Genomic DNA, 13,247 nt, shown 5'->3' with positions numbered 1-13,247 from the left:
ATTTATTTATCACATTAACCTTTAAGAGCACCAATCATCATCCCTTTAACGAAATACTTTTGAAGGAAGGGATACAACATAAGAATCGGTCCGCTGGATACGATAATAACAGCATATTTGACACCTTCAGCAACTAGAAATTTGCTTGTATCCATCTCGATCGAATCCATCATCACGTTATCAGACTGATTCATAACTAGAATTTCCCGCAAGAAGAGCTGCAATGGATACAGCGAACGTTCTTTCAAATATATCATCGCCTCGAAATAGGAATTCCAATGATACACGGCATAGAACAAGACAAGAACAGCCATGATCGGTGCACTTAGGGGCAGCACAATGGAGAAAAACGATCGGATGTTGCCGCTGCCATCCATATAGGCCGATTCATAGAGTTGCTCATCAATGTTGGTTTCCAAGAACGTACGAGCTACAATCATATTGTATACACTGATCGCCGTTGGCAATATTAATGCCCACATCGAATTATAAAGTCCCAAATTCTTAACAAGCAGGTACATGGGGATCATGCCGCTGCTGAAAAACATCGTAATGGTGAAGAATATCATAAGCCCGCGACGCCAAGGGAAATTTTTGCGTGACAGCGGATAAGCGCCCATCATAGTCAGTGAAATATTGACTAACGTTCCTATGGTCGTATAGATCAGCGTATTTCGATAGCCAATCCATATTTCCGTATTCGTAAATACCCGTCGATAGGCTTCCACATTGAATCCGCTCGGGATCAATCCTATCTTGCCCGCGATCACCAGTTTAGGATCACTGAATGAGGCACTAACGACATAGATCAGCGGGTAAAGCACAATTAACACCAGAATCCCGATAAGTACATAAGTAATCGCCAGAAAGATCCGATCTCCGTTAGACTCTCGAATTTTGTGGGAAACGACCTCCATGTTCACCTCTCCTTTTAGAACAGACTGCTGCTGCTATATCGTTTGGCAATCTTGTTGGCCGCAAGCAGCAAAATGATGTTGATGACATTGTTAAAGAGGCCCACAGCGGTAGAGAATCCATAATCCATATTGATTAGCCCCGTCTTGTAAGCGTAAGTGGAAATGACCTCTGAGGTTTCCATGTTCAAGCTATTTTGCATAAGAAGAATACGCTCGTAGCTGAGAGTCATCATTTTCCCCATGAGCAAAATAAATTGAATGACAATGACTGGCATAATACACGGCAGATTCACATGAATCATCCGCTTCCACCGACTAGCCCCATCGATTTGCGCTGATTCATGCAGCTGGGGATCTACAGCCGCTAACGCAGCGATAAAGATAATGGAATTCCAACCGCTATTCCGCCAGATGTCAGAACCGATATAGACACCAGGAAAGTAGTCAGGACTAGTTAAAAAAGGAATCGATTCGATTCCGATCATCCCCAGCAAATGATTCAAGTACCCATTTTCCCCGCCGAGAAATAAATTGATAATACCGACAAAGACGACCGTCGAGATGAAGTACGGTGCATAAGTGATCGTCTGCAGCGTCTTCTTCAATCTCTCTTTTCTCATCTCATTGAACATAAGGGCAAGCATAATTGGAATGGGAAAACTGATCAGTGTTTTAAATAGATTAATAACCAGCGTGTTCTTCACAATGCGATAAAATTGAAAGGAATTGAAAAGCCTTTCAAAGTTATCCAAACCAATCCAAGGACTACCCATGATGCCGTGGATGGGATTGAAGCGTTTGAATGCGAGTTGTACACCATACATAGGTCCGTAGCAAAAAATTAGAAAGTAAAGGACAACAGGGATGACAAAGATTAGATAATCCCAATTGTTTCGCAGCCCAAACCTTCTATGGTTAGACCTAGGTGAGGGTGCATGTGCAGCCTTGGTCTTCGCAGTCATATAGCTGCCTCCTTCGTCGAACGATAGAAAAGTGAATATCCAGAATCGATTCGGCGCCTGAATCGGTTTCCTATGGCTCCGAGTATACGTAAGTTTGGAACCCCCTACAACAATTGATAATCGGCTTTTCACAGCAAAAAATGGTTTTAGCACATAAATGGCACCCTGCATTTTTCTCAATACCTAGTCAATTTTCAGCTTTTTGCCCTCCATGAATTGATAACATAGCGCAAAATTTATATACTCGTAAGAAATCAAGACCTATTCGACCAGGGGATGTGTTTATTTTGCGGAAAGCGATTCAGTCCAAGCTCTATCGAAAATTTCTTCTAGGGCACCTTCTGATTCTGGCCGTAACCGGTCTGTTATTCTTAGTGACCAATATCATTTCGCTATCCAATACCTATAATCGGCTGATGGATAATACCCATCGATCTATGGCCAATACGACCAGTTTGCTGGATACGCGCATATTAGACCTGCAGAAATTGACATTAACCTTGTCACGGGATACCAAACTGCTTCCCTATCAATTACAAGAATCCTTGCAATATCCGTATGTAATTGCCGATGAACTTGAAAAGTTAAAGGCACTGTCTGCAGATCTTGATTCCATTGGTTTGTTCTATCGAAACACAGCCTACAGCTCGCTTAAAAACACGATTTTTACCGATACGGGAATTTACTCACCTGAGAGCTATAGCCGGCTCGTCAGCGATGGCCGAATTTCGCCAGAAATTTTACAGAGCAAGTTGGAGCAGCTAAGATCACCCATACTTCTGTCCTCACTAGCCAATGAAAATAATCCTGACGGTAAGGAACAAGTTCTGCTTCTCCTAGTTCCGCTTGACAGCACGCCCTTTTCGAGTGGGATTATGATCTACAAACTGAACTATCCGGCCCTGGTAAGTAATTTCCAACGAACCATTGACAGTGGTAGCAGCCTGATTGCCTTTGACCAATCCAATATGCCTTTTCTGTATGTAAAAGGATCTTCTGATTTAGCGTGGAGTGAACTTGAAAGAGCAGCACAAAACTCAAAAGCACGGATCCCTGGCTATCTCTTCATGCAGGAAACATCGTCGAAACAGAACATTCATGTGGTGAACGCCATTCGTCGTAGTGACTATTTTCACGAGTATGATGTGGCACTCACGATTTCACTAATCATATTTCTCATATCGCTGGCTCTAGGAATCGTGCTTTGCTTCAGGTCTGCCCGCAAGAATTATCAACCGATCCAAGAGTTATCTAACCGTTTCCCTACCTTGCCATCGGACAAGTTGACGAAAGGCAATACCGATGAATTAGACCAACTTACTCGCTATATCGAGCAGATGAGGGATGAGAGCATCCATTTGTCCAATATGATGCATAATCAGGAGGTTTTAACGAGGAACCAGTTGCTGCTTGCAGTATTAATGGGGAAGTTGAACGTAGATAATACGACGCAAGATAACCGAAGTGCCCTGCATCAACTATTTGATACACGGCAGACAAGCAGTGTACTTGTCATTATTTTTGATGATTACAATTCAAAGGTAAGTAAAGAGCCGCTTAGTGAACAGTGGTTGATGAAATATACCATTTGCAACGTTTTGGAAAATTTATCAGGTGTGCACGGCGTCAATTATGCACTTGATTTGGCTATCGATAATGGAATTGTTGGCATTGTTTCGTGGAACAACGAGTTTGCGGATCAATGGGAAGCTCGCAGTCGCGCTTTTTCCGAGCAGATCATCGCGTTCATGAATAGGCATTTTGCCCTCTCGTTATCCTGTATGGTAGGAGAACCTCAACCTACGAATGACTTGCATCAATCTTTCAACTCGGCAACATCGCTTGCTGAATATCGGATTTTTGCTGGTAAACAATCCATCATCACACCCTCTGAGTGGTCTCAGCAGAAAATCGATCATACGACGATCGATAAGCAGCAAATTTCTGACTCAGCAGATGCGCTCCATGCTGTGCTCTGCTCCAAGAACTCAGAGGATCTACACCTGCTAATCCATGAGATGGAAGAACGATTTACTCGGTTGGAGGATGCTCCAACCTTCCGCCTAACGTTTCAACAAATCATTTTCACATTAAACCAACTCGTCAATAATATTCCGCTTTCCCATCGCGAAGCGATCAAATACAAACTAGAATCGCTGGCAGAATTCCAGTCCAAAACCGTTGCAGAAGCCTGCGCTAGTCTTCTTGATGCAGCACGCAGCATCCAAGACAGCTTAGGAGAAGATGCCAATAATAATCGCTTATATGCGTCTATGTTAGAGTACGTATCCCAGAATTATATGGACTTTAATCTAAGCCTCTCTACCGTTGCCGATGAGCTGTCCCTTACACCATCCTATGTAACACGCTATTTCAAGAATAAAAATGGTCTTCCCTTGATGCAATATGTCTCAAAAATTCGCATCGAGAAAGCCAAAGAGTTGCTCGAAACTACCCATCTTTCCATTAAGGAAATTGTTGAGCAGGTTGGGTTTGTGGATGAGAATAATTTTTCGCGAGCTTTTCGCAAACGAGAAGGCGTGTCTCCGAGTCAATATCGATCCAATCGCTATAATTAGTGGTACAAAGGCTGAAAATCCCCTCCAAGTATCTACTTGAAGGGGATTTTACGTTATACGCGCGTTAATTGGGGACATGATAATTGCGGGTCGTGGATTTCTGCTTCCAAATCATTTTCTTCCAAATGAGTGGAATGCCGCCGATAAGAAACAGGTAACGGGCATCGATCATTTTTTTGATAAATAAAGCCAAGCGKCCTTTTACTTTCTTCACTTTGAGTAAACCAACGGCTTCACCGCGGCCCAAGGTTGCTACCGTCCCTTTGAAATCATAGACAAATGGCTTCATCTCTTTGCCACGAACCGTCAGTATGAGATTCCTAGCAGCATTATAGCCCTGTTGGACAGCAATCTGCGCATTGGCCGGATAAGGGGTACCCTCTGGACTCGTGACGATCGAGCAATCGCCGGTGATGAAGATCTCCGGGAACTGATAGGAGCGCAAGCGGCTATCCACTTTGACCCGGCCCCGCTGGACCTCGAAACCCGCCTCCTGCAGCAATGAATTGCCGCGTATTCCTCCCGACCAGACTACCGTGCCCGCGCGAATGAACTCGCCGTTGCTTAGAATAACCCCTTCCGATGTGCATTCCTTGATCGCGGTCGATAGCTTATACTGCACCCCTTTGCGGCGCATCACTTCCATACCATATTCGACCAAATCCTCCGGCAACCCGGGAGGCAGCGCCGACGAGGAAGCTTCCACATTATAAATCCGGACATCTGCCGGATCGACGTCATACGTTTTGCACAAAACAGGAATGCGATCCGCCAGCTCCCCGACGAACTCCGTACCCGTGAAGCCCGCGCCACCAACGACAAAGGTCAGATAATCTTTGCGCTTCGGAGCCATTTTGGACTTGGCGAACATGTACTCAATGTGTTGCCGAATAAAGCGGACACTGTTAATGCTTTTGATCGACATGGCATAATCATGCATACCTGGGATCCCGAAGGTTTCCGTCTCACTCCCAAGTCCTACCACGAGGAAGTCATAGTCCAGCGTCGCATCTTCCAGCACAATCTTTTTCTCACTAGGTACAATCTCTCTTACTGTCGACTTCACGAATCGAATTTTCCGCTCATCAATCAAATCCGAAATAGTCACGCGTGCGTTATCATGATGATCCGTACCGGCAGCCGGCATATGCAGATGCGTTGTAATAAAGTGATAGTCATGTTTGTTGACCAGTGTCACGTCCATCTCATTTCTTTTCATCTTCTTCTGCAGCCTTATCGCTGTGACAAGTCCGCCATAGCCTGCGCCTAGGATCACGATTCTGGGTTTGCTCATTGCCTCAACACTCCTCTGTTGTGAAATTAATCACATGTATACTTGTGAAAATAATCACATGTATACTTGTGAAAATAATCACAATTTATCACAAGGTGAGCCGGTAACCGACTCTCTTCTAGTGTATGCGCGTGTTCTGCAAATATCACTTCCCAATGACCTAATTATCTGGGATTGTCCCCCCTATAATTTGAAAAGTCTATCGATAAGATTATCGATAGACTTCGCTCTACTATTTAGGCTATTTCGTTTTCAAATCTTCAATAGAACTGATTGTCATATAGGCAGGTACAACTAGACCCAATTTGGTCCCTTTTAAGTTTGCACCAAGATCTTCTAGTTTAGCGGCATACCTCTCGAAATAATCCTTATGCGTAGTCGGGAGCCATGCAGCCACAATCGCATCAGCGCTTCCATCAGCAAGTCCAGCCCACATCGGTCCGGCTTCTACTTGCAGCATCTCTACTTTATACCCGAGCTTCATTTCCAATACGGTTTTCACGACATTCGTGCTGGCAATCTCCGAATCCCAAGCCACATAAGCTAATTTCAGCTTCTTACCTTGTTCTGGCGAAAGATCTTTCACCCAAGTATCCACTTTACTTGCATTGCCCACAACCCAATCCGCAGCTGCGTCTTCGGGCTTCTTACCGTCAACCACAGCTGACATGACCACTGCCATATCCTCCGGCGTCCACTCAAATCGATCTAGCATTGCATATGCTGACGCCGCTGCTTCCTTCAAACCTTTGCGCGCAATCGTATGAATCTCTTCATCCTTACCAAATGCACCCTTAGGATCTCTCAGATATTTCAAATCATACTTAGCGAACATCCAATGAGGTGTCCACCMCGTCACGATGATCGGTTCCTTCGCTTTATACGCTTTATCTAACGCTGCCGCCATGGCTGCGCTAGAGCCTTCAACTAATTTCCAATCGGTAAGCGCATAGGCTTTCATCGCTTGATCCGTCTGCTTCATTAATCCTGCACCAGGGTCAATTCCGATAATTTTGTGATTCACACTGCTGCCTACACTAGATTCTGAAGCATTATTTTTCGAGCAGCCTGTCACGACAAGTAAACTGGTCAAGCTAGCGAATATTAATGTCTTAGCGGCTTTCTTCAACATCTTTAAACACTCCTTTTTTTTTTCATCCATAATTGTGTGATGCGATCAAGTAAAATAGCTAATACAACAATAGCCAATCCGGCTTCAAAGCCTTGACCAATTTTGATTTGAGTAACAGCCCTATACACATCAGCCCCTACCCCCTGCGCCCCAATCATGGAAGCAATAACAACCATCGAGAGCGCAAGCATAATCGTTTGATTAATTCCCGCCATAATAGACGGCATCGCTAACGGAAATTGCAGCTTTACTAATTTTTGCATAGGGGTTGAACCGAAAGCATCTGCGGCTTCAACCAAATCTTCAGCAACCTGCCTTATACCCAAATTCGTCAGCCGAATCGTCGGTGGTACAGCAAAAATAACGGATGCAATGACCCCAGGTACCACACCCAGTCCGAAAAAGGTAACGGCAGGGATTAAATAAACGAAAGCAGGCATGGTTTGCATGAAATCAAGCGCTGGTGTGATGATCCCTCGTGCTCGGTTGCTTTGTGCACACCATACGCCTAAAGGAATACCAATGAGAATGGAAATGACTGCTGAGGTCATAACCAGAGCCAGTGTGTCCATCGTATGTTCCCACAAGCCAAGATTATCGACTAATAACAATCCTACGGCGGCAAATAGCGCGAATGGCCATTTGCCAAGATAATAAGCAAGAATCGTAATCAAAGCGATAAGTACCAGCGCTGGAGGGAAATGAAAAACGGCAGAAAATGCATCCACAACTCCCTCTATGAGGAGTGACATGAAATCAAAGAGCCATGATAAGTTAGCTCCTAACCCATCAACAACCTTCTCAACCCAATCATCCAATGGAACTTTAGTCATTCGTTATTCACATCCTCTCTTGCCACAACGTTACCTGCAAGAGCCCCAAGAACATCGCCGCGAACAATAACACCCTTAATTTTCCCATCGCTATCCACGACTGCCACAGGATACTTGGCATTGCTGCAAACTTCAAATAATTCATGCAGCAGTTGATCCGGGCCGACAGTTGGTATATCTCGAATCACAATATCCTCGAGACTCTTCTCATAGCGAACAGCACCCGAAGCATCCTCCGCTGTTATAACACCAATTAACTTCTTGCCCTTGTCTACAATAAATAAATTAGATATCCCGCTTTGCCTCATGAGCTGCAGCGCCACACGCGGCCCTCTATCAAGGCCTATGGTCTCAGGCCGGCGCATGACTGTCGTTGCGGTCAGTACCTTGGATAGATCAACATCCTCCACAAACCTTTCGACGTACTTATTTGCTGGGTTCATCATAATTTCTTCTGGTTTGCCGATTTGGACAATAACGCCGTCTTTCATTAGCGCAATTCGATCTCCAATACGAAGAGCCTCATCCAGATCATGTGTAATGAAAATGATGGTCTTCTTCATTTTATCTTGCAACTCTACGAGTTCATCTTGCATATCCTTCCGAATAAGAGGGTCTAATGCGCTAAAAGCCTCATCCATCAAAAGGATATCCGGATCATTGGCTAAAGCCCGCGCAAGCCCAACCCGCTGCTGCATGCCGCCGCTTAATTGCGAAGGCTTACTGTCTGCCCAAGCCTGTAATCCTACCAAATTCAAAGACTCTAGCGCCTTCACACGCCTTTTTTGCTTATCCCACCCTTGAACCTCTAGCCCGTATTCCACATTCTCAACGACTGTTCGATGAGGAAATAAGGCAAACTTCTGAAATACCATTGAGATTTGTTCTCGTCTGACATTTCTAAGCTCCTCATCATTCATGCGAACAATGTCCTTACCGTGAATTGTGATACTTCCGCTCGTTGGCTCAATCAACCGATTCAAAAGTCGAACCAATGTTGATTTACCACTGCCTGAGAGCCCCATTATGACAAATATTTCACCTGCTTCAACAGAGAAGCTAGCTTCATTGACTCCTACAGTATGCTTCGTATCCTTATAAATCTTTTCTTTCGTTTGTTTCTGTGAGAGCAACGGAAGAACAGATGCGGGATCGGGACCAAATATTTTTGTCACCTGATTAACTTGGATAACCGACATTTGCTCACTCCTTTCTTCTGTTTGCATGTCGTCCAACAAGTCTAACGAATAATCATCATTTATGTCAACCTTAAATTCTGTACAAACAGTTCAAACAGAAAAAACTGTACAAACTTTCACGAAGTTTAGTATACTATTCCTAGTAGGTGTTTTTCTTTACTTTTTCAAAATTGTTTCTTACAATAACGATGTAAACCTAAAGGTAGGGTGAGGAGATAATGAATCATATAGAGGGCATTAGCGTAGAACAAGATCTCGTCATACAGAAGGCTCGAAAACGAATCATAGAATCTATTGGAAATAACATGGATTTATATAGTGTTAGTGAATCTACCGGTCATTTATACGGTTTACTTTTATTTCAAGACAAGCCTATGACATTAGACGAAATGGGAAAAGCTATGGAAATGAGCAAAACCAGCATGAGCACAGGCGTGCGGACGCTGGTTGATCTGAAAATGGTTAATAAAGTGTGGGAAAAAGGTTCCCGTAAGGATCTATATGAGGTTGAATCCGACTGGTTCCAAACTTTCGCTGATTTCTTTAGCCTCAAATGGCGAAAGGCCTTAGAAGTTAACCTGCTTGCGCTTACCAAATCCAAAAATGAGTTCCGAAAGCTGAACGAACAATTTCCTGACAGTCTCCCTTTACAAGCTGTTGTTAAACAGGATTTAGATAAAATAGATTCAGCTATTCATTATTACAAATGGCTTGATCGACTGATCGATACGTTCGAGTCGGGGGATATTTTCAAGCTGGTTCCCAAAGACTTACCCTCAGATGAATCATGAATAAGCACAACAAGAAAAACCTGAACAATAGTTGGACATTAATCCGACTGTCGTTCAGGTTTTTTATGTTCCATTTTAATCAGAGCACCAAGATAAATGTCATGCAATTATTACTTGCTGGCGTTCCTAGCTTTGTCTTGCAAGTTGCGCAGCCGATAGCAGTTCATGCCTGCCACCCCGAGCTCTTCCAGCAAGCCAAAGTTAGCCCAAGCGCCAACGACAGCCCCGATGCCGGGGATGAGCTGAAGCATTTTGCGAAAATCTATCGTGTCCCGATACTCCTGCTGCAGCTGCAGCCAATCCACTTGGCTCGCATAGTCGGCGGCTAGAGGAAAGGTCTGTGAAATTGCAGGCCAATTCTTAATCGTATGAAGCAGTGCTGGCTTCTTCTTCGAACTGGAGAACGCCAACTGAAATACATACAGGATAAACAATCTTTCTCTATAGTCCCTAGTCGAATATCCGTAAATATGCGCTAATTCAAAAAGGAACTTCAACTTAATCCCGATTAGAATGGGGAAATCGGCAAGGCCAAGCAAAATACCGCCAGCCCCTGCACCTGCACCCTCGGCAGCAGCGATTTTCTTGTACAGTGACAGCAGCTCCTCGGCTTTCGCATCGCGGTCCGCCATGGATACACCCTTCAGCGGCTCCGTCGCAGGCATATAATGAATGCCAAACAAAGTCGTTTGCACAATCCCTTTCACCGTCGCGGTGATCGTATTGTGAATCTTCTCGGGAATCACTTGATTGATGCGATTTTGAACGGATTTGGAGGCGCGCTCGATCAGGTTGGGTTGCTTTTGCAGACGGATTTCCCAACGTTTAAGCTTGCCCTTCATTTGCTGTTCGTAGATCGTGTACGGCTGTTCCATAACTTCACCACCGTTGGTTAGATTGCTTATATTTTCACTTCTTTTTCGTTAGTTTCGACTGAGCTTTTTCAATATTCTTTTCCACTAAAAGCCAATATGATTCTTAAATGCCGCAAAATGCACCAGATTACCATGCAGGTCAAAGGTAGGCATTTGATAGCTAATCTTTTCTGTGGCCTCTGGCGCGGACTCTTGAATGACTGATCTGATCGTTTGGAGTTTCTCCTGAAGCTCAGGGGAAAAGGTTGCTATGTAGGCGTCGATGGATTCGAAGGCTGTTTTGGTTTCTTTCATGCATGGAATCTCCTTTTAAAGGGATGGTTAATTGTATTATACACGTTGGGTGAGGGAGAATTCATTAGGCTCGTGCGATTGCGGGAAACACTTGAACATAAATTAATAAAGCTCTATCCTACCGTTTACTTTTACCGAATTATGACAAATCGTGTCGTTTACAACCCCAAAAAAGTGCTGTAATCTTATTCTATTGAAAGGTGGCGATGACTCCTGAATTTCCTAAGAACCCTTTTGAACCTTTGGATTCCCTATAAGCGACTGACCAGCATTTTTTTATTCTGCCTCCTCCTAGAAGTCGGATATTCGGTGGCCGCTCCCGTGAGCCTGAAATATCTGGTGGACGAAGCTTTTATACCCAAAAATCTTCATCATTTCGCAATCATCTTGACCATACTGCTTGGCACCGGCTTTCTCAATATTTGTGCAAGTATTGGCGGAGAATACGCACTAGGAAATCTTGGCGGCCAGATCATCAAAAAACTACGGATCGAGCTGTTTACACACCTACAGCGGCAATCGCTCCCATTCCATCAAACATACAGAGTTGGCGATCTTGTCACCCGATTCTCGGCAGATATGGGCTCCGTGGAAAGAGTGGTGCGCATCGCATTCCCATTTTTCCTGAAGGAAGCTTTAAGTGTTCTGCTTGGACTCATTTTACTATTCTCTATTGAATGGAAGCTCACTCTAGCTATGCTTGCCGGCTCCATGCTGATGTTTATCGGGCCAAGACTCCTCCAAGGGCGCGCGGAAGTCGCCAATATTCACTACAAAGAAGCACAGGAACGTTTCACGAATACGATTGATGAGATGGTTAAGGGACATAAAACGATTAAAAGTTTACATCTGCAAGCCAGGTTTCAAGAGCGAGCCCGTAAACAGGTGCATGAGCTCTTTTCCTTTGGCCTAAAATTGCAACTTACCAATTCCATGATGGAGCGGCTCCCGCTTATATCACTTTTGATTTTGAACGGAATTATGATTGGCTTCGGCGGTTATTTGATCTTCCATGACATGATGACGATAGGCGATTTTATGGCCTTTTTCACTTTATTCTTAAGTGTAGGACAATCAGGCTCTAATTTAGCCTACATCATCCCAAACCTTATCGATTCCAATATTAGCTTTCGGCGCATCCAAGAAATTATGGATCATCAACCCAGCGTTCGGGAGGTTCCCCATCCTCTAGAACTGCCTTCTTCTCTTCCCTCGATTCGGATGGATGATGTGACCTTTGGTTATAACGAGGAGTCCGATCAATTACGACATGTAAGCTTGCAAATTGCAGCGGGTAGCTATGTCGCTTTCATTGGCACCAGCGGCTCTGGCAAAAGTACTGCCCTGCAGCTGTTGTCCCGCTTTTATGATCCGAAGCAAGGCTCTGTCTCTATGGATGACTACGACATTCGCACCCTAAGTGAAGCTTCTTTACGAAAACAGTCCACACTCGTTACGCAGGATACCTTCTTATTTAATACGACCATTCGGGATAACTTGCTATTGGATAGCGGTGCTTCGGAAGATGAAATGATCGAGGCGGCCAAGCAGGCAAACATCCATGATGTCATTGCAAGTTGGCCTGACGGATACGATACACAGGTGCATCATGAAGGGGGCTCACTATCAGGTGGCGAACGCCAACGTTTATCGATTGCAAGAGCGCTCCTAAGGAAGCCGAACATTTTGCTGCTCGATGAAGTAACATCCGCATTGGATCCAGCTACCGAAGCAGACATTAATCAGCTCGTTGATCGGCTTAGATCCGAGAAGACCATTGTATCCGTGACACATCGCTTATCCTCAGTTAAGAACGCCGACTGCATTTATGTTTTCCATGACGGGCGAATTGTGGACTCTGGTACCCACCGTGAGCTTCTTCATAAGAGCAATCTCTATCGCAGTCTCTGGGACAAGCAGTTCGGATTTAACCTATCTGAGGACGGACTCTACGCCACGGTGGATATGGATAGGCTTGCCAAGCTTCCCTTCTTCGAAGGTATTGCACCCCCGCTGCTTAAGAACATCGCTATGTTATTTACAACTGAAACCTGTAAAGAAGGCGAGAATGTTGTGAGCGAAGGCGATGAGGGCAACAAATTCTACATTATTGTCCGTGGTAAATTTGAAATTATAAAACGTATGCCTGATGGTGGGGAACGACGGGTCGCCGTACTGCAAGATGGGGATCATTTCGGCGAAATTGCCTTACTTCACAATGTACCTCGAAATGCAACAGTAAGGGCGATGGGGCCTTCGGTGCTATTGTCCGTCAGACAAGAAGCTTTTCACCGTTTAATGGCTGAACACCCGCAGATTCTACAATCTCTGGAACAAACACTTCAGAAACGAATCGGATAATGACTGGAAG

The 13,247-nt window shown here is 44.5% G+C and carries 10 protein-coding genes and 1 pseudogene; 3 read left to right on the top strand and 8 right to left on the bottom strand.

Annotation, left to right across the window (positions count from 1 at the left end; all coding sequences use genetic code 11):
* Positions 1–14: 14 nt before the first annotated feature.
* Together AC1DLM_RS06170 and AC1DLM_RS06165 are read right to left on the bottom strand one after the other, a co-directional pair.
* On the bottom strand, positions 15–917 hold the full coding sequence (locus AC1DLM_RS06170) for a carbohydrate ABC transporter permease (RefSeq protein WP_171637220.1): 903 nt from the start codon (positions 915–917) through the stop codon (positions 15–17).
* Between the two features lie 14 nt (positions 918–931).
* Complete coding sequence (locus AC1DLM_RS06165; protein WP_477569436.1) at positions 932–1,879, bottom strand: ABC transporter permease; 948 nt, start codon at positions 1,877–1,879, stop codon at positions 932–934.
* A gap of 287 nt (positions 1,880–2,166) precedes the next feature.
* Between AC1DLM_RS06165 and AC1DLM_RS06160 the strand changes: the two genes are divergently transcribed.
* Complete coding sequence (locus AC1DLM_RS06160) at positions 2,167–4,458, top strand: helix-turn-helix transcriptional regulator (RefSeq protein WP_477569435.1); 2,292 nt, start codon at positions 2,167–2,169, stop codon at positions 4,456–4,458.
* A gap of 64 nt (positions 4,459–4,522) precedes the next feature.
* On the opposite strand, the gene AC1DLM_RS06155 is transcribed toward AC1DLM_RS06160, so the two are convergent.
* From AC1DLM_RS06155 to AC1DLM_RS06140, 4 genes are all read right to left on the bottom strand, one after another.
* On the bottom strand, positions 4,523–5,752 hold the full coding sequence (locus AC1DLM_RS06155; protein ID WP_477569434.1) for an NAD(P)/FAD-dependent oxidoreductase: 1,230 nt from the start codon (positions 5,750–5,752) through the stop codon (positions 4,523–4,525).
* Between the two features lie 241 nt (positions 5,753–5,993).
* Complete coding sequence (locus AC1DLM_RS06150) at positions 5,994–6,881, bottom strand: glycine betaine ABC transporter substrate-binding protein (protein ID WP_477569471.1); 888 nt, start codon at positions 6,879–6,881, stop codon at positions 5,994–5,996.
* Positions 6,882–6,886: 5 nt separating this feature from the next.
* The gene (locus tag AC1DLM_RS06145) at positions 6,887–7,717 is read right to left on the bottom strand and encodes an ABC transporter permease (RefSeq protein WP_441989400.1); all 831 of its coding nucleotides are present in this window, start codon (positions 7,715–7,717) and stop codon (positions 6,887–6,889) included.
* On the bottom strand, positions 7,714–8,916 hold the full coding sequence (locus AC1DLM_RS06140; protein WP_441989399.1) for a quaternary amine ABC transporter ATP-binding protein: 1,203 nt from the start codon (positions 8,914–8,916) through the stop codon (positions 7,714–7,716). The genes AC1DLM_RS06145 and AC1DLM_RS06140 overlap by 4 nt, the downstream gene beginning before the upstream one ends.
* Positions 8,917–9,134: 218 nt before the next feature.
* Here AC1DLM_RS06140 and AC1DLM_RS06135 point away from each other — a divergent pair, with 218 nt between their 5' ends.
* Complete coding sequence (locus tag AC1DLM_RS06135) at positions 9,135–9,707, top strand: GbsR/MarR family transcriptional regulator (RefSeq protein WP_477569433.1); 573 nt, start codon at positions 9,135–9,137, stop codon at positions 9,705–9,707.
* A gap of 110 nt (positions 9,708–9,817) precedes the next feature.
* Here AC1DLM_RS06135 and AC1DLM_RS06130 read toward each other — a convergent pair whose 3' ends face one another.
* Together AC1DLM_RS06130 and AC1DLM_RS06125 are read right to left on the bottom strand one after the other, a co-directional pair.
* Positions 9,818–10,582, bottom strand: a complete 765-nt coding sequence (locus tag AC1DLM_RS06130) for an EcsC family protein (protein WP_477569432.1) — start codon at positions 10,580–10,582, stop codon at positions 9,818–9,820.
* Between the two features lie 87 nt (positions 10,583–10,669).
* Positions 10,670–10,876 (bottom strand): annotated as a pseudogene (locus tag AC1DLM_RS06125) (iron chaperone); the annotation flags it as partial.
* A 234-nt stretch (positions 10,877–11,110) separates the two neighbouring features.
* Between AC1DLM_RS06125 and AC1DLM_RS06120 the strand changes: the two are divergent.
* On the top strand, positions 11,111–13,237 hold the full coding sequence (locus tag AC1DLM_RS06120; protein ID WP_477569431.1) for an ABC transporter transmembrane domain-containing protein: 2,127 nt from the start codon (positions 11,111–11,113) through the stop codon (positions 13,235–13,237).
* The last annotated feature ends 10 nt before the right edge of the window (positions 13,238–13,247 follow it).

This window comes from Paenibacillus sp. 01T442 (genome assembly GCF_056398345.1).
Note: the sequence above shows the minus strand (reverse complement) of the source record. Positions and strands in the feature narration are given on the sequence as shown.